We start from the raw sequence: 19,078 nt of genomic DNA, 5'->3' as shown, positions 1-19,078 counted from the left end.
AGATTCTGTGCAAGCCTCAAATCATAATAAAAAAAGGCCCGGTCAGAACGTTCTGATCGGGCTTTTTTTGAATGGCATCTGACGATTTAAGTCACGATTGAGGATCGGCTCTGGGCGGCGTTGAGGAGCAGGTCGTCTACGCGGTGGACCATCTCGTCGACGTTAGGAAGCAGGCCGGCGGAGAGCATGGCGTTCGAGTAAATCTGAAGTCCACATTCTTTGATGAAGTCGTAGTGCTCGGCGTTGCCGGAAATGTCGGCTAACCGTTTTACCAGGGCGGCGGAAGCATTCACTTCGAGAATTCGTTTGGACATCGGTGATTGCTGTTGGGCCGACATGTTCAGTGCCTGCTCCAACTGTGTACTGATTCCTCCCGTGCTGACGAGAGTCGCTATTCCTTCCGACAGCCGTTTGGAAGCACGCACGTCCTGAACCTGCTCGCCGATCGCTTCTTTGAACAGTTCGACCACCTTTTCAAAGCCAGGTGTGCTGGCGGCTTCTTCGGCTTCGGCCGTTTGTTCGTCGTCGGCTGATTTGGTGCTTTCCGGAAATTCGATGTCGGCACTGTCGACGGAGACGATTTGTTTCTCTTCGAACGTATTCAATTGGGCCAGCATGAATTCATCAACGGGATCAACCAGATACAGAACTTCCAACCCTTTTCGTTTGAAGACTTCCAGGTTCGGATTGTTTTTAACCTGCGGTAGTGATGGGCCGCCGATGTAGTAAATCTGTGTTTGATCTTCTTTGGCTCGACCGAGGTATTCATCCAGCGACGTCAGGCCTTCGCCGTCAGCATCGGAGGAACGGAACCGGAGAAGTTTGGCAATCTTCATACGGTTTTCGAAGTCCTGATTCACTCCTTCGCGGAGTGTCATGCCGAATTCGTCGTAGAACTTGAGGTATTCTTCCGTCGAGCTTTCAGACATCTTCTGCAGATGATCGAGGACCTTCTTGGTGAGAACTTTGGCGATCTTGCGGAAGATTGTGTTGTCCTGCAGGCTCTCACGAGAGACGTTGAGTGGTAGGTCGGCGGAATCGACTATTCCCTGTACGAATCGCAGGTATTCCGGCAATAACTCGCGGCACTGACTTTCAACCAGGATTCGTTTTGCACACAGGTGCAGGCCATGTTCCATTACACCGAATCCCATTTTTTCCATGTTGTGCGGGGCACAATACAAAATGGAATGGAATTGGATTGGAGAGTCGGCCGACAGATGCAAATGCCAGAGCGGTTTTTCTTCGCTGCGATGAGTGAGGTACTGATAGAAGCTGTCGTACTGTTCTTCGGTCAGTTGACTTTTCGGTTCCACCCAGATCGGCTGTTGGTTGTTGACATGCTCGCCATCCATAATGATCGCATGGGGCACGAACGTACTGTACCGAGTGAGAATGAACTTGAGTCGTTCCGGATTGGTGAACTCTTCCAGATCTTCTTTTAAGTGCAGACGGATGGAGGTTCCTCGCTCTTCCACTTCGGTTTCGGCGATGGTGAATTCGCCGGTACCGAATGATTCCCATTGCCAACCGTTATCTTCCTGATAGCTGCGGGTGACGACTTCGACGCGGTCTGCCAGCATGAAGGCGGAATAAAATCCAACGCCGAATTGACCAATCAGCGAGACATCTTTCTTTGAGTCGCCCGTCAGATTTTTCAGGTAGTCGAGCGAACCGCTGTGGGCGATGGTTCCCAAGTTGCTGATCAAATCTTCTTTGGTCATTCCGATCCCATTGTCACGGATCGTGAGGATATGTTTATCATTATCCGGAATGATTTGAATCTCAAGCGGTTTGTCATCGGCGAACTTACCGTCTGTCAGCGAGACATGCCGGAATTTATCCAAGGCATCCGATGCGTTGGAAACCAGCTCTCGAATCGCGATTTCTTTGTTTTGATAAAGCGAGTGTGATAACAAGTGCAGCAGTTGTTTGATTTCAGCCTGAAAGCTGAAGTTCTCGTTCTCTTTTGCGTCAGTCATGATTTCTTACCTGAGTCGTTACTTAAACTGTGAGTTGATTTCGTATTTAGAATAGATCGAACGGGAAGCTTTCCTCTGTGGCGATCTGTGGGCAGGTAACGTCCTGAAAAACGTGATTATCGCCGCTCGAACCTGCTATGCGTTCCGGTTGTTCACTAAATGGGTTTCTATACCCATTATCACCAGCTCCAACTGGTTTTCAATTCGCTGTTCACCACTTTTCCTTCTGGCCACTGATTCTTGCTCAGCTGAGTGATGCACTCTGCCGCTTCGTGAGCCATATTGGCGACGGAAACTTGGTCGAGCCCCGCCATATGTGGCGAAGCGATCACGTTTTTCAGCTGGAACAGGGGATTATCCGGTGAAGGGGGTTCCTGCTCAAACACATCGAGCGCCGCAGCCCGAATCTGACCGGAGGTCAACGCCACCAGAAGATCGGCCTCGTTGACCAGCCCGCCCCGAGCGGTGTTGATCAAAACGCTGTCTGGTTTCATCAGCTTGAGCGTCTCTTTGTTAATCAGGTATTTCGTCTCGGGCAGCATGGGTGCGTGGAGGGAGACATAATCAGATTTTTGCAGGAGTTCTTCAAGAGAAACGAGCTCGATTCCCTGTTCTTTCACGAACTTCGGATCGGCAAACTGATCGTGAGCGATGACCTGCATTCCCAGCAATTTTGCCCGGATAGCAGTACTGCGACCGATACGCCCTAACCCGACCAGCCCTATAAGCCGTTCTCGCACTGGGTACAGCACCACCCGGCTCCAGGCCCCCTCGCGGGTACTGATGTCGTTGGGAATAATGGATTTAGCGATGGCAAAGATCAGCCCCATTGTCATCTCGGCGACCGCATCATGAGTCGAGGCGGGGGTGATGGTGACCGCCTTTTCGAGCTTCGTGCAGTGGGGCACGTTTACGGGATCGTATCCGACTCCAAATCGAGCAATCACTTTCAGATTGGGAAGCGCGTCGAGCATCTCGGCGGGGTAGCCTTCCGAACCGGCGAGGACGGCGTCGTACGGAGCCAGAACCTTGACGCAATCGTCGAAACTGAACAGCCCGCGAGTGAAGGTAATGTCTTCCGGATAGCAGACTTCGAATCCGCAGGATTCAAACAGTTCAACATGGCGGCCCGGTTGTTTATACAGGCATTCCGGGGTAATAAGCACTTTTCTAGACATTCGGTAACCTTCACAGTGTGACGATCGCGGTAAGACGAGCCAATTCGTACGGATGCGGCAGCGGCGTGATCCCCTGCCCTCCCTTGGAGTCCAACAGGATTCGGTCCTCTGTCAGGAGAAGGGCTATCGTAACAATAGAAGACTCGATGCTGAAGAGAGCCCCTACCCGGTGAGAGGTTTTCAGATTGGAAACCTCTCATTTGGGCCACTCATTGATGAGGGGGGAACTCTGGACGGTGAAAGAATTTAGAGTATGCTGAGGTTTGGAATTTTGTTTGAGGCTTGTATTGAAAGTAGGTCTGTGGTGGTTAGCGATAAGATATGGCGGTTTATTTCTCGAATGGTTGGCAGTAGTGAACCGAAGCATTTCGTGTTCGCGATGATCGTCATCGTGGGAGGCTGTCTAAATACAGAAACTCCTCTTTTCGCGGAAAATAGCCTTTTCAGTCCACGGAACGAAGAGGCCCCCTTCTGCTACTTGGCAGGTGATTTACGGGCATGGCCTGTTTTTTATGCCAATCTAGGAGAACAGCAGGAACTTCACCTCGTCGCCCGCCGGAATGGAGACGTTCTGTCTGAGGGTGCAGTATTGGAGTTCGATGGCCTGCATGTGGACGTTTCTAAACAGGGCTTACTCCAGATTCGGGCAGTGGAGGACGCGTCAGCCTCATTCCAACTCGAAATGACTGTGAAGCAGGATGATCAGCTTCACGAGACTCAAGCCATCACCATTCGGCCTGCGCCCCCGGCTCGTCCGCTCTCCTATGTCTCGGACCTGGTCGACGATTTGATTCGCATTTACTGGGATCAGCCAACACGTCAATTCAAGCCGATTACGAGAGAAGCTTTCGATCAATATTTCCGACGGCTACAGGCACAGGGCGTCTCTCGCCTGATTGTCTGGCAGAGCCCTTGCCCGCTGATCGTCGATCCGGAGAGCTTTCCCAAGGGCGACTGGGAAAGATATTCGAGGCAGGCGCAGGCGATTATTGATTGTGAGGAGCTGACCGAAGGGATTCAGGCATCGCCATCATTGAAGAGTTATCAATGGTTGCGAATGCTGATGGCGGCCCGGTTAACACCTGAATTTGGTCAGCTCTACTCAGAAAGTGCAGCGGCGCATGGCATCTCGTTGAGCGCCAGCTTCCGCCCATTTGAACCCGCTTTGACGAAATATTACGAAGTTCCGGTGTTCGAGACGGACGGGACTTACCTTGGGGAATATCTGCCGACCGCTTCACCGACAGTGAATTTTCATCATCAGGAAGTTGGATTCGCCCATTACCGGGAAGTACTTCGTCAGATGGGACAGAAGAATCAGGCAGAACTCGACTCGATTGAAGTCGAAGGAGTACTCGCCCCCGGTTTGATTGATCAACAACGTTTGGAAGAATTAAAGGGTATCGAGCTACTGGCATCACCTTATCCTCCGCTCGATGAAACCTCTTTCGTACTGGTGCGCGACGGCGAAGGAAATTATGAACTTCACCGCTACGCCCAAATTCAGGAACGAGCCGAATCGCAGATCCCCAGATTGGGAGACGCGAAACTTAATGTGATCGATGGTCGACTGACGATTGACGGAATTCAGTTACCAGAGTCGGCGCGGTATCTGATCGTTCGCGCTCCTGATCAGAGTGAAGTATCGATGGACCTTCCGGCTGTATTGCAAGTGGTGTTAACTGCTAAAGCGGGAAATCGCCTGGGGCGAGTGAACAGTTATGTCTCGCTACGCGGGAAGGACGCGGAGTCACGTTCCACGCGTGTCGCGGGAATCCCGGAGGATGGTTCCTATCGCACCGGTTTTCAGGCGATCGAAAACGGGATCGATCTCTTTCGTAAATCGGAGAAGAGTCGTTGGAACCTGTCCGAAGGTGATTTAGTTATTGATGTCGGGGCCGCGTGGTCCGTAGAAATGCTCGATCTGGAACGATCTGCCGCACGAGATATGGTGGTCCGGCAACTACGTCCGATTCTGGCGATGGAGGCTTTTGACGAGATATTCATTAATACTCGTTCACATACCCAATTGGCGGCATCCAGTGCTGATGGCCCGGATGGGATTCAGCCGATGGCTCATTACCGGTTGAAGGGCACGAATTATTTTCATAATGGAATTGATCGCGCGTTTGCACCGATTTCGATCGCGAAGGAAATGGAAATACAGTCATTGCCGACGGAGCAGATTACTACTTGGCAGAAGGGAGAATGGATTGATTCCTGCCAGACCGAAGACTCTCCGTTCGTCTGGCGATATCAACGAAATTTGGCGGTTGCTCGTGGCATAAGAGCATTGTTGCAAGATCTTGAACAGGAATTCTCTGGCGTGAGGATTCGAGCTGTGATACCCCACAATGAGTCGGTTATCACCAATGTGAGGCAGGGATTGGAATCAATGAACAAATCAGAGGGAGGTGTTTACGGCAGTGACTATATACGTCACTTGTGGGGCTCGCTGAACTACATCCCGGTGATTGGTGAGGGAATGGCGATGGTAGATCTGTCGGGACTTTCCGTTGAACCGACCTTCTTGGGAATTCGCTACCTGCCGGATGAAGAACCGTTAGCGTTGTTCGTGGACCAATGCACGGCGGAATTTCACAACAACCTGGGATCGAGTTTTCGAGGACCAAGAAGTTTCTTCTACGAAGCTCAGGAAACGTTACGCAATAAAGACCCTCAAGCGAAGAAACGGAGGGAAGAGATCCTCTGCGGCCTACTGGCTCGCGAAGAGGAAATCGGTGAGGTCATTCTATATGAGTCGGTCGATTGGCTTTATAATCAGCCTCTCTTTATCGAGGATAAACCTGTTTACGATTTTCTTGATTGCTGCTCAGAGTGATCAGGGGACTCAGAGGAACCTTAACGACTTCGGGTTTTCAAATCGCTCGGTTTACCGTTTCCAGTTTAGAACTCCCAGTTGACGAGAGTGTAAAGCTGCTCGGCGTCTGGTCGGTCTAGGGCTGTCTTGGTAACGGCGTCACCGTACCAGAAGGTCGAATACCCGAACTGCACCGTTACGTTGGCGTTCATCTGATATGTCGCGACCAGGTCCCATTCTGTACCAATCGAGTTGTCCGTATAATTCGGGCCGAGTGGTGCTCCGGCGACGTTATAAATGAAGTCAGCTGATTGATCCTTCTGGAACCAATGGAAGTCGGAACCTAAGGTCAGTTTTTTCGTTGGTTGAACAGTTCCCTGGATGCTGTAGTCAAGCAAGTTGGAACCGCTCAGGTTGTCGATGATCCCCCAGTAGGCATGCCCAAGTGGATAGAGCGGAGTGAACGTGTTGATCTCGTTATCGTTGGGGTCGTCGTCGCCCGATGCCCAGTAAAAGACACCCTTAACAGTTGGGGTCCAAGTTACCTGGTTCCAAGTATGCCCCGCCATCGCGGACAGGAATCCAGCGTTCACTGTCGCGTCGGTAGCGGTTCCGAAATCATCTGTTCCGAACTGCCAACCTCCTTCGAAGTCCCATAGGTAAGTCCGCTCGACATTGCCGCAGCTATCCTTGACGGGGGCGGTACCTGCCCAGCGAGTACCGATGGTATGGCGATTTCCGTCCAGAGCAGAGGTAGAAGGTTCGTCATCGCGAAGCCACAACCAGTAAAAGTCGACAGTTCCGTTGGGGAGTCCTTTATAAGTCGAATAGACGCCATTGAACCAGCGATTTTCATCCGGGTTGTCGAAACTGGTTGGCTGCCATTGTCCACCGGCAGGAAAGTTAACGGACTGTGTTGCGAAGCCATCAATGTCCCAGGATTCGCTTTGGTAGAAGAGTTTCAAACCTTCAAACGTTCGGAACGTGTTGGACCAGCCCAGCGGCGACACGAGATGCTGTGAACCATATTTCAGGAACTGACGACCATATCGAGCGGTAAGTGTTCCTTCGCCGGTGTCCAGCAATTTGATGTCGGCGTAGAATTGCAGTAAGTCGGCCCGGTTGACGTCGATTCCCAATGCGGGCATATCGTTGTCGAAAGTAGAAGCGTCAATCGCTTCCACATGAGCTGTTAACCAGTCGCTATATTGGAAATCGACAAAGGGTGTAAAACGCCATTGATCGTAAGTACTGCGGTTCGGCCCGTTGGGACGAAGGCGATTATCTTCATCAATATATCGATAACGGAGTGCCCCACCTGCTGACATTTTCCAACGGTCCGCCAGCGGAACGTTTCGTAGGTCGGCCAGAAGCTTCTCATCACTCTCAAGAAAAGAGAGACACCCTCCCTCCCGGCATCCCTGTGGAGATGCAGCAAAGCCGCCATAATCAGGTCCGTAATAGGACGAACCATAAACGTCGCCGTCAAAAATAGATTCCAGACTGACTTGTTGAAACTCGGAGTTTCCGTTGTTCAATTCCTCATAAGGCTGTGTTTGAGATTCCTGATAACCTTCATTATCCACTCGCTCTTCGGCGATAAGGATTGAAGCCGCACCGACAATTAGCAGAACGGCTGAGGCCAAACAGGTATGACGGAAGAAAAACATAGTTCTGGTTTCCAGAATATTTACAGGAATGCATAGAAACGTGCGTTCTCTGAGGAGCTTGGAGGATGGCTGCACGCGCTATCTCTGTAATCGACCGGACTTATGGCATAATCGATGAGTAGGTAGTTTAAAGCTTAAATTGCCTAAAATTACTCTAACCGCCCCGGGCGCACTCACGCACAATCGGCAAAGTTTCACAAGTCTCCCCAGTTGGAACAACGAAGAAAAAAATGTGTACCGTGACAAAAACAGTTCTCATTCGGCGGGCGGGATTGGATGTTGTGGCCAATTTTTGCACAACAGAAACCAGAACCTCTCCTTTCCGCAGTCAATTCACTATTATAGTGAACATACAATCGTGATGGTTCAGTTTGTTAAGACTAATCAGACGATCGTTCTTGTTAAGGTGAATGGTGAAGGAGACATTGGGAGTGCGATTTATTCATGCGGCCGACATCCATTTGGATAGTCCGCTCAAAGGGTTGGAAAAATATGAGGGCGCGCCCGTTGAAGAAATTCGAACCGCCACACGCCGCGCACTTGAGAATTTGGCCGAACTGGCGATTAACGAGGAAGTCGATTTTTTAATCATCGCAGGGGATGTCTATGATGGCGACTGGAAAGATCATAACACGGGACTGTTTTTCGTCGCTCAAATGAATCGGCTACGTGAAGCCGATATTCCCGTCGTCATCATCAGTGGTAACCACGATGCTGCCAACAAGATGACCCGGTCGTTGCGATTGCCCGACAATGTCGAACTTCTTTCCCACACTCGTCCCGCAACTGCAAAGTCAGCACGACTGGCAGAACTCGGTGTCGCGATTCATGGCCGTTCATTTGCTAAACAGGCAGAGCTGGAAAACCTGGTTCTCGACTATCCGCAGAAGTCGACAGGCTTATTCAACATCGGACTCCTGCATACGTCGCTCGAAGGGGCCGAAGGACACGAACCGTATGCCCCCTGCTCTGTCGATCACCTCAAACAGAAGGGGTACGATTACTGGGCTCTCGGGCATGTACATACTCGTCGGGTGGTGATTGAAGATCCCCCCGTCGTTTTCCCCGGTAACATCCAGGGACGAAATATCCGAGAAACCGGTGAGAAAGGGTGTTACCTCGTCACTGCTGACGATCAAGGAGTCTGCGATCTGCAGTTTCTGTCTCTGGATGTCTTTCGCTGGGAAATGCTGTTAATCGATGCGACCGATTTCCAACATCCTCACGAATTAATAAGACATATCGGAGGAGAACTCGAAAAACTTGGCGAGCAGAATGACGGACTGGCTCTGGCTGTGCGAGTCGAAGTGACAGGAGCAACGGTAATCAATGATGCATTGCGAGCCGAAGTCAGACGGTGGACGAACGAATTGAGAGCCACCGGCATCTCCGTTTCGAGTAGCAGGATCTGGGTGGAAAAAGTGAAGTGGAAAACAACCAGCCCTCTGCAAGAGCGAGATGAAAGTCACTATTCTGGCCCGATCGAGATGTTACACGACTATTTCGCTGAGTTACGTCAAGATGAATCACAACTATCAGAACTGGCAAGACAGCTGGATGAGTTTCAACGTAAGATGCCTGACGAAATCAGACAAGGAGAGACGGGGTTACACATTGAGGACCCGGAACAAATACGCGAATGGCTTAACGAAATTGAACCGATGCTGATGAAGAAACTGGGACGGGGTGGCAAGTAATGCGTATTCTGCAATTAGACCTGACTGCGTATGGACCCTTCACCAAGCGGTCGCTCGAATTCCGCGATCAGACCGGTCTGCACATTGTCTACGGCCCCAACGAAGCGGGTAAAACATCGTCACTGCGAGCCTTGAAGGATTTACTGTACGGCATTCCCCAGCAGACACCGGACGACTTTATTCACCCTTATACGAAACTCCGTATTGGTGGCCTGCTCGAAGCGGCAGACGGCGTTAAGCTGCAATTCATCCGCCGTAAGGGACGCACCAAGACATTACGTGGGCCGGACGATGTCGCCGTCTTCGATGAATCGAAACTGCAGATGTTACTACGCGGAGTTGATGCTGACACATTTTCGCTACGGTATGGAATCAACTTCGAAGAGCTCCGCCGTGGTGGAGATGCCGTTGTTCGTGGCGCGGGCGAACTGGCGAATATCCTATTCGCCGCTGGAAGTGGTTTGGCCGACATGCGTGCGATTCAGGGAGACCTGAATACGGAAGCGGAGACGCTGTTTAAACCACGTGGATCGGCTCAACTAATTACCGCTGCACTTACGGAACTCAATCAGAAGCAGAAAGAGATTCGAGAGGCCCAGTTACCGACTTCGCAGTGGGTCGACCGGGAACGACTGCTGCGAAAAGCTGAAAGTCGACAAGCGGAGATCGACATAAAACTGTCCCAGATTCGCGCAGAAAAAAGTCGGCTACAACGCATTCACGATTCGCTACCCCTGATCGGACAGCGTAAGCCACTCCAGGAGAAACTGATAAAAATAGGTGACGCCGCGTTGCTTCCCGATACATTTCAGGGTGATCGACGGGAAGCGGAAGCCAGTTTGGCGGATTCGAAACGGGCAGAAGCCAGCGCCAGTCTGGAAATCAAACAGCTTCAGGAACAGCTTTCTCAGACCGAAGTCCCGGACGACCTGCTCCAGCATCGGGCGGCGATCATTAAAGGTCAATCGGACCTGGTAATCTATAAGAAGGCGGCGAAGGACCTTCCGGGGATCGTTGCCGATCATGGTGCGATCCAGCAACAGGCACTGAAGCTCGTCGAAGATTTGGGGCGTCCGATGAAGATGGAGGAAGCTGCCTCTCTCCGGATTTCCAAAATACAACGTCGACAGATTCAGGAACTCGCCAGCGACTGCCAGGTCTTTCTTGAAAAACAGAAGGCAAATGAAATATCACTTCAGAAGGTAGAGCAGGAACTGCGACAAGTTAAGGAAGAGATTGATCAAGTTCCTCCTGTAGCCGACGCCTCGGAATTAGAGCGGGTGATTCGACGGGTGCTAAGTTATGGTGCTATAGATACCCAGATCGAAACAGCTCAAAGTGATGCACAGATTCTGCAGTTGCAGATCTCCAATGAATTGTCGCAGCTGCCGGGTTTCACGGGAGATGTAGAAGCGTTAGAAAGACTTCCCGTTCCGCCTGCGGAAACGATCGAGCGTTTCGAGCGGGAACTTACCAGTGCCAGCGAAGATGTACGTCGCTGGGAAAATCGTATCGACGAACTTCATTCAAAAATCAAAGAATTAAAACAGGAACTCGATGAACTGCATCTGGAAGGAGAAGTTCCTACGGAAGCAGATCTCGAAGAAGCCCGACATAAACGAGACGCGGGTTGGAAATGGACGCAGCAGAGGTTAAGCGGGGAGCAAGTCGAAACTGATTCCCAGCTGGCAGAGTTCTTCAAGGAATTCGCTCCGGAGGGTGATCTTGTGAATGCATTCGAACGAAGCATCGTCCACGCCGATATGCTTGCTGATCGCCTCCGACGAGAAGCGGACCGGGTCGCACGGAAAGCGGGAAACATTGCCCGTTTAAATCAGTATGAAGTTGAACTTGAGCATGCGCGAAAATCGTTTGAGCGGCATCAATCAGCTCAGACGAAAGTCGAAGTTGAGTGGCGGTCACTCTGGCAGACGATTGAAGTTGCCCCATTACCCCCTCGCGAAATGCGCGCATGGCGAGAGCAACAGCAGAAACTGATTAACCGGGTAGCCGAGCTAAGGAAGAATGAAACGACTCTTGAATCGCTTGGCCGTCAGTCCGACCTGCTTCGAGAGGAACTGAATCGGTGTCTGCAAGAAATTGAGAAACCGACGCTCGATAAAGGAGAGCCTCTATCGCTGTCTGTAGATCGCTGTCAGCAGATCGTCGACATGATTCAACACAACAATCGCAGAATGGAAGGATTGCTGGAAGATCAGAAAAAATTAATTACAGGACAGAAGGAAGCACAGGAATCAGTTGAAAAGGCTCAGGAAAGTTTAGATCAATGGCGTATTGACTGGGTTGCTGCTATTGCGAATATCGGGCTGAAATCGGATGTTAAACCACCTGAAGCGATCATGGTGATCGAAACCATGGACGAAGTCATTTCCAGTCTGGATAAGGCACGCGAGTTTGAAAAACGTATCTCAGATATCAATCAAGATGCAGACGTTTTTAAACAATCAATACGAGAACTGATTCAGAAAATCGCCCCCGAGATGCTTCCCTCTCTCGAAAATTCCGTCGAGCAAGTCGTCCATACTCTGGTGGATCAATTGTCCCGCGCAGAAACAAACCAGACTCGGGTGCAGAGCTGGAATGAGCAACTCTTGAAACAGCAGTCCGCGTTGGAAGAAGCGAAAGGACTGATTGCACATTGGTCTACAAAACTGGAAGAACTGTGTGCACTCGCCGGGTGCCATGCTATGGACGAGTTGACCCAAGCCGAAGAGCGATCGCGGTTGCGGCGGGAGACGGAATCCCAGTTGAATACACTCGATCAGCAGTTGACTGGGTTAGCGGCTCCCACTTCGCTGGAAGAGTGGATCACAGAAGCGGAAGAATACAATCCGGATCAGGTGCAGGCCGATTTGATCGCGATGAATGAGTCCATCACGTTATTTGAACAAGAGAAACAGGAAAACTCCGAAGGAATTGGAGAGCATCGAAACGAATTGACTCGCATGAATGGTAACGCCGATGCAGCCGAGGCCCAGTTACAGGCGGAACTTCTTACGGCCTCTATTCGCAGCGATGCGGAAGAGTATATTCGAGTCCGACTCGCTTCCGTCATTCTGACCCGGGCAATGGAACGTTTCCGGGAAGAGAGTCAGGGGCCAATATTAACGCACGCCTCGAAACTGTTTGCCTCCTTGTCTTGCGGATCATTCGCCGGCCTTCGTGTAGATTATGACAGCAACGGGAATGCCCTTGTCGTGGGAGTACGTCCGGACGATCAAGCTGTTCATGTCGAAGGGATGAGCGACGGCACCTGCGATCAGCTTTATCTATCACTGCGATTGGCACTATTTGAGAGGTCTCTTGAAGGGCAAGAGCCCCTGCCCTTCATTGTGGATGACATTCTAATCAACTTCGACGATGACCGTTCTCAGATGGCCCTTGATGCCCTTTCACAACTTGCGAAGAAAACTCAGGTGATCTTCTTCACTCACCACGAGCATCTCGTCGACATCGCACGCAGCGCACTTGATCAGGAATCCGTTGATATAATTCGTTTGTAATCTAGGTTTACTGATCGATTATCACATCGAGGCAATGTCTTGGTTGCTCATGTGGGAACCGTAGTAGGATCGGTATTTGATTTTCCGTTCCAGATCTCGAATGATGGCTTCGGTGAAGTCCACGCCCGTGACTTGCTCGCTGCTGCCAAGACCACCGGGACTGAAGACGTTGATCTCCATCAGTTTATCGTCAACGATATCGAGTCCGACCAGAAACATTCCATCTCGCAATAATTTTGGACGAACCATCTCTACCAGTTCCAGCATGGCATCAGTCACTTCTGCCGCTTCGCACTTCCCTCCCGAGTGCATATTACTACGCGCATCTCCCGTATCATTTCGTCGACGGAAAGCAGCATACTCACCATCCTTCATCAGAGGTCGACCATTCATCACGAACAATCGAACATCTCCGTTGACTGCACCTGGTAAATATTCCTGGGCGATGCAGAAACCGTCACGAACCACCGCCTCAATCATCTGGTTCAAGTTGGCTTTTTCGTCTTCACCGATTAAAAAGACACTCTGCCCTCCAGATCCTTGCAGCGGTTTGATCACGACTTTGTCCTTCTGGTCTTCTATGAAGGTTTTAATGTCTTTAATGTCGCGACTGATACACGTTTTCGGGCGTACCTGCTCGGGGAAATGCTGAAAGTATGTTTTGTTTAAGGCATTAGCGAGGCTGAACGGATCATTCAGTACAATGACTCCCCGGGCGGCGGCTAACTGTCCGAAAAGTATGCCGCTCGTTTGCGCCCAGGAACGTTCTGATGTGTCATCCGAGGGATCGTTTCTGAGCAGAACGACATCTAAGTCATCAAGACTGATACGTTCACTTTCGGTTTCTTCGTCTTGAACAGCATCCAGGTATTCTTTGAGCAACTCGTGGCTTCCCCCATTCGCCGAACGAACGTGCGCTTGAATGGAACCGTTCGGGGCATAAATGAAGTCTCCTACGCCCAGGTAATAACTTTCATGCCCCATTCTTACGGCGGTTAACGCCAGACGGGTTGTGGTATAGACCGCTTTTTCAGTCATCACATCATTAACTACGAATGCAATTTTCATCAGTTAGTCTCCAGAAGTGTGAGGACCGACATATTTCGGCAAGCGTCGAGACGCTCTCGGATTTTGTCATCGTCCCAAAATCGGGGTAGAATGCGTGGAGCAACAATGATTTTTCTGCGACGCAGTTCCTGTACATACGGAACATGATGCAAACCAATCTTACCCACATAAAGAGGTTCAATATCGTGACCAGCGGAGAGATATTTGAGAAGGCTTACTAAACCACGAAGGTAGATTACGTCCTTCGTCAATCCTCCTCCTCGGTACACTCTCAATGTAATTGTGAATGATCGTTGTTGAGAAAATCCAAATTCATGGTGGAGCATTTCAAACGTCTGGGCGAACGAATTCCCTTTCGTCAGAGAATCGACCGCCACTACCCGGCCTGCCAATGTTCCGACGCGATTCGTCGTCAAACCGCCAACCAGGTACTCAGACAGTACCGCCAGGCCTTCCTGCAATTCTTCATATCCAGCGAGACCCGCGTACAATTGTCGGAACGGCTGACAACGACCATTAAAATAAGTGAGCAGGTGAGTCCCAATTTCATGGTGGAGTAAGGGTTCGACTCTTTCGGCAGGGATGTTCAAATTCTTGGACACGAGTAAGCGTCCATGTGAAACCATGATACCGGCCGCTATTTCGTCGCACTCTTCCACAGTCGCATTGAATTCGTTCATTTTTAAGTGGTAATAGTCGAATTCATCACGTGCCCGTTCGATGAAATCACCTGAAAGCACTCGCCGAGGCTCATCGTCTTCCGATAGGGTTTCGCTGTCAGAAACTCGGTTCAGAATTTCGCGGGACAGATGGAGTAAATCTGGTTGGACGCTGCCATATAATTGCAGGCTGTTGTAGAGGAACTCTGGTGTGTCCAAATCTCGCAATGCCGAAAGCTTTCGGTCGATCTCTTCCTGCTTCTCCCAGAGGATATGCGCGAGCGTGGGATCTTCAATCCGTTCGATTTCAATATCGAACAGGCGCCGTTTCAATATGCTGGGACGGTAAGGAAGTGGCCGGTAAATAAAGCGGGGAGTCTTCTTGCACCCACTGTCGTAGAATTCCTGACGGGCTTCTTCCGTATTAGTGGGGGTGACCTGCAAAAGGAAGTCGAACGATTCTGAGACTTCTCCCAACTGCTGATCAACCAGTCGAGCGGCCTTCACCAAAGAAGAGGGGCCCAGTGAATGATAAGAGTCTCCGTTTTCCAATGCCTCCTCATCTGAGTCCGTGGAGGGGTCATTTTCAGTTCCAGTAAACTGAGCCACTGTCTTTCTGATCGCGGCTGCCAGTTGGTGACGAATTGAATGCAGTATCATCGGGAAAACGGCACCGCTCTGTGGATCGCGATAGATGGGACTGACGGACAATCCCAGCACACAAAATCCAGAGCGGTTAGATTCCGGGGCAACTGCATTCAGAGGAGGCAGCCCCGGTGGCGTTACGACGTCGGTGGTACGGGTGACGACGTTCGCTCTTTCGTGACGGATTTTGATCTCCGACAAAGCTGTATGGAGCGTATCAATCGTGGAAGGAATCGTCTCGACATCAGGGGAAACTATTTCGAAAGTGAGCCCTCGCGTGTTTCGGGGCTCGGACCAGATCTCGATCAGCAGAAACGTCCCGAAGTGTTCCTGAATGATGGAGTTTATTTTCTGACATAGATCGGTCACACCAACCAGATCCGCTTCGTCCCCTGAAGCGAAAAGGTAGGCCGCTTCCGTAGTCACCAGTTCAACAGTTCCTGGGTCGGAGCGATCAGGAGGCGTGCGATAGACACACAAAAAGGGTAATTGCCGATCGATACGCAGGCGGCCGTCACCGGGGAGGTTTCGACGGATTCTTTGATTCTGCGACAGCCTGCTTTGGACCAGTTCGTTGATGTCCTGATAACGCAGTTCGCGATCCTCGTCTTCTATAGTAGATTCTGGGTCAGAATCGATCACATGTCCTCCAATGCGGTTCGGACTCCGGGAAGTGTTGATCGGAGAGCCCGATAGATACATTCTACTTCATACGCATCGGGTTCACCCTCCCATTCATCCATGAAGAACTTTTTGAATTCAATAGCAATTGAGCAAACCCGTTCAGGGTAATGCTCGTGTATCCATTGACCGAAGTAACCACCCTGGAACTTCACATTCTCACGTACGTCGAGATGGCGTCCATGAAAGTCGTAGGTTTTCAGGTCACTGATAAATCGATCCACAACAGGAGCCCAGTAAATACGATCCATTGTCCCGGTCCCAATATTGACTTCGGGGTTTAACGTCGGATCGGCGGCTTGCCCTTCCGGCCCTTCACGAAACTGATTATACGTATGCAAATCAAGAACGACGACCCGAGGGTATTGTTCCAACATCTCATCGAGTAATTCTCGGATGCTGGCATAAAAGTCGTCGTACTCTTTTAACGACTTCTCGATTAACTCCTGGTCAGGAGGTTCATCCCAAACTTCTATCCCCCATGCGTCTTCCGGTTTTTTATATACAGCCTTATCGCGAGGTCGATTCAAATCGACTTCAAACCGGGAACGTAAGCCGACGATCTGCGTCTTCGCGATCTGGGTCCATTCGCCTGTGACCGGGTCTTCTTCACGGCGTTGCTCTTTTTCATCCATCGCCAGATGTTCATCGACGTCGACGCGGGTGTCATGTCCGTTGTGTACTGCGGCGGCAATGATGGGGCTGGAACCCCGCTCAAAAATGCAGTGAGTTGATAAGGCCATGACTGACTCCTCATACCGAAGTAGTTGACGTAAACATAAAGCTGACCTGCAATTAAGCAAACGCTGTGCCGATTGCCCAAAGTGGTTAAATGCAATGAAAACAGACTCCTCCTGAGAGCAGATGTCCAGTTTCTGGCAGCTATCACACCAACGTGAACGACAACGGATCGCGCGGAGACTGGAGCCTCAGTAGAGAAAAGAGAACACCCGCATGCGGCTCAATGAGCCGTAAACAGTCGAATGTTTATTTCAGTTCATGATTGAGTAGAATGGATTTACCGAGTCTTGGTTTTCGACTGAGAACCCAGGCTCTGAAAGGACGTCATTCCGAGAGTGAGTACCATTAGAACGAGATTAGTTTCGCTTTGGATTTAATGGCCGCTTGCTGAAGACCATTAGAATGACGAAATCAATCGCTGAACCTGAGAACGAATGAAATATCGATGCCTCTGATTCAAAGTAGAAGTGGGCAACATAGAGTGGACTGGATCCCCGTCCTCCTTTGCACGGTTGCACTCACGATTACGATGTTAATCACCCCGAAGGGTTTGTCTGCGCAGAATCTGGAGAACTCCTTCTCTCGGACAGATTCCTTCGAAACTAAAATGAAGCTTCTGGAAGATGCTTGGAACAACAAAGATTTTGATCTCGCCAGGTCGCTCACACACTCACTGAAGGACACCGTACTGCAGACACAAGTCGAAGAGGAAATTCCGGAGTCATCGTTGATCGAGACTCTGCAGTTACAAAACGTCGATGTATTGGGGGAGAATGGGAAGCAATGGGCACGGGGATGGAAATACTTCAAATTGCTGTCGATTAAAGAAACAGCCGGATTGAAGAGAACGTCGGAACCGGTTGAAGTGTCGTTAAGTTTTCCGAGTGACCAGGTGACATCGCTGACTCGGGAAGTCCGTCTTGTTCGAATTGAAGATGGACGACTGGTGGAGGTTCCGTGCCAGGTATTTGGCGAAAAGCATCGCAAAGCAGAACGCTTCTGCAAAATCCTCTGGATGGCCGACAGTCTTCCAAACCAGGAACAAGATGTTCTTGTTTTCTACGGCAATCCGGATGCGGAATTACCCCACTATCCGTCTGATCTGAAGACTGAAGGGGAAGGTTTTGGTCTGGATATTTCGAACGCCTTTTTCAAAGTGTCGCTTTCCAGACAAACGGGCCAAATCGAACGAATGACTTTACGCCGAGAACATGGTCTGGAACTATTCTCCGGTGGAGAGGGGCATGGAGAGCCTCCCGGAATCGACTGGGCTCATGACTATGTGGATGAGGATAGCTTTCAAAAGTTTCGTATTTCCCTGTGGGACACCTGCCCCGATTACGAAGTGATCCGAGGCCCACTCTGCACGATCGTCCGCCGCTGGGGATTCCCCTATTCTCCGGTTCATCCCATCTATTCTCCCGCCCGTCTGCATGTCGACGTGGAATATCGTTTTTATACCGGCCTGCCCTGGTTCCACAAAACGGGTTCCATGACGGCGGTTCAGGATTTTGAAGCGGCTGCACTCCGTGACGATGAATGGGTCTTCTCTGGTCAATCATTCACAGACAAGATGTGGATGGATCGTGATGGGCAGTTACATTTTGGTGATGTCGATTCCGACAAGCTGAATGACTTATGGGGCGTAGGCTTCTTTAACTCGCAGAGCCAGGACTCCATCATGGCTCTGTTCCTGGAACATCAAGCAGAAGGATTACCGGAGCTGAATCACTCGGGCGTTCCCACGATGTACTATCGCTGGCATGGAAATCTCTGGAGTCGATATCCATTACCGGTTAAAGAGATTCCAGCGGGAGCGGCAATTCACCAGAAGAACGCTTACCTTTCGATTCCTTTCACGAAAGAGAAGGGAAAAGAGACCATCGAAGGTGTTCGTCGCCGCATGATGAATCCGCTAGAAGTCTCCGCTAATGGGATGCAATCATTCTCGGGTTCCGCTGAATTATCGTCATCACCAAGTTCGGTATCTCAACTCGCAAGATCGGGTGAGGGAGGAGAACAGTCTCAGCTGAAGCAACGGATCTGGGCGGGGTTACGTGACTGCAAAGACGCACAGCTTTATACGGCGGATATGAACATCGTTGATCTCGGACTGGTTTATGACGTACGAGTTCGAGGAGACGTGGTCACGGTTGTCATGGCGATGCCTCACCGTGGACGTCCGCGACTCGGCTACTTCGTTGATGGTTCCGTCTCGGTTCACTCCACCAAGTCAGTCCCCATTCGAGAACGTCTTGAGCAAATCCCCGGAGTGCGTCAGGTTGTGGTCGAACAAACCTGGGAACCTGGCTGGAGTTCCAATCGTCTTACCGATGTGGGACGACTGAAACTGGGCCTTGATTAATTTATCTGGGGCAAAGGAGAAGCGATTTTCATGGATCATAAACCAGG

10 protein-coding genes are annotated in these 19,078 nt (G+C 50.6%); 4 read left to right on the top strand and 6 right to left on the bottom strand.

Going from position 1 to position 19,078, the window contains the following annotated elements; all coding sequences use genetic code 11:
- Nucleotides 1-86 precede the first annotated feature (86 nt).
- Both htpG and Pla110_RS19885 read right to left on the bottom strand, forming a co-directional pair.
- A complete protein-coding gene (gene htpG, locus Pla110_RS19890) occupies nt 87-1,982 on the bottom strand; it encodes a molecular chaperone HtpG (RefSeq protein WP_144998480.1) in 1,896 nt (631 codons plus the stop codon).
- Nucleotides 1,983-2,161: 179 nt separating this feature from the next.
- Nucleotides 2,162-3,160: a phosphoglycerate dehydrogenase gene (locus tag Pla110_RS19885; protein ID WP_144998478.1), complete on the bottom strand. Its 999-nt coding sequence runs from the start codon at nt 3,158-3,160 to the stop codon at nt 2,162-2,164.
- Between the two features lie 370 nt (nt 3,161-3,530).
- Between Pla110_RS19885 and Pla110_RS19880 the strand changes: the two genes are divergently transcribed.
- The gene (locus Pla110_RS19880; protein WP_144998476.1) at nt 3,531-6,002 is read left to right on the top strand and encodes a hypothetical protein; all 2,472 of its coding nucleotides are present in this window, start codon (nt 3,531-3,533) and stop codon (nt 6,000-6,002) included.
- 65 nt (nt 6,003-6,067) lie between these two features.
- On the opposite strand, the gene Pla110_RS19875 is transcribed toward Pla110_RS19880, so the two are convergent.
- Nucleotides 6,068-7,651, bottom strand: a complete 1,584-nt coding sequence (locus Pla110_RS19875) for an alginate export family protein (protein WP_144998474.1) — start codon at nt 7,649-7,651, stop codon at nt 6,068-6,070.
- A gap of 431 nt (nt 7,652-8,082) precedes the next feature.
- Between Pla110_RS19875 and Pla110_RS19870 the strand changes: the two genes are divergently transcribed.
- Nucleotides 8,083-9,348 (top strand): metallophosphoesterase family protein, encoded by a 1,266-nt coding sequence (locus Pla110_RS19870; protein WP_231742652.1) that lies wholly within the window; start codon nt 8,083-8,085, stop codon nt 9,346-9,348.
- The gene (locus Pla110_RS19865) at nt 9,348-12,872 is read left to right on the top strand and encodes a YhaN family protein (RefSeq protein WP_144998470.1); all 3,525 of its coding nucleotides are present in this window, start codon (nt 9,348-9,350) and stop codon (nt 12,870-12,872) included. The genes Pla110_RS19870 and Pla110_RS19865 overlap by 1 nt, the downstream gene beginning before the upstream one ends.
- Nucleotides 12,873-12,893: 21 nt before the next feature.
- On the opposite strand, the gene Pla110_RS19860 is transcribed toward Pla110_RS19865, so the two are convergent.
- From Pla110_RS19860 to Pla110_RS19850, 3 genes are read right to left on the bottom strand one after another with little or no spacing between them, the layout of a single operon-like run.
- Complete coding sequence (locus tag Pla110_RS19860; RefSeq protein WP_144998468.1) at nt 12,894-13,940, bottom strand: glutathione synthetase; 1,047 nt, start codon at nt 13,938-13,940, stop codon at nt 12,894-12,896.
- Nucleotides 13,940-15,886: a flavohemoglobin expression-modulating QEGLA motif protein gene (locus Pla110_RS19855; RefSeq protein WP_197440321.1), complete on the bottom strand. Its 1,947-nt coding sequence runs from the start codon at nt 15,884-15,886 to the stop codon at nt 13,940-13,942. Before Pla110_RS19855 ends, Pla110_RS19860 begins: the two co-directional genes overlap by 1 nt.
- Nucleotides 15,883-16,668 (bottom strand): N-formylglutamate amidohydrolase, encoded by a 786-nt coding sequence (locus Pla110_RS19850; RefSeq protein ID WP_144998464.1) that lies wholly within the window; start codon nt 16,666-16,668, stop codon nt 15,883-15,885. Before Pla110_RS19850 ends, Pla110_RS19855 begins: the two co-directional genes overlap by 4 nt.
- A gap of 479 nt (nt 16,669-17,147) precedes the next feature.
- Here Pla110_RS19850 and Pla110_RS19845 point away from each other — a divergent pair, with 479 nt between their 5' ends.
- Nucleotides 17,148-19,031: a metal-sulfur cluster assembly factor gene (locus tag Pla110_RS19845; RefSeq protein ID WP_197440320.1), complete on the top strand. Its 1,884-nt coding sequence runs from the start codon at nt 17,148-17,150 to the stop codon at nt 19,029-19,031.
- Nucleotides 19,032-19,078 lie beyond the last annotated feature (47 nt).

This window comes from Polystyrenella longa (genome assembly GCF_007750395.1).
GTDB classification, from domain to species: domain Bacteria; phylum Planctomycetota; class Planctomycetia; order Planctomycetales; family Planctomycetaceae; genus Polystyrenella; species Polystyrenella longa.
This window is presented reverse-complemented; position numbering and strand designations above follow the sequence as displayed.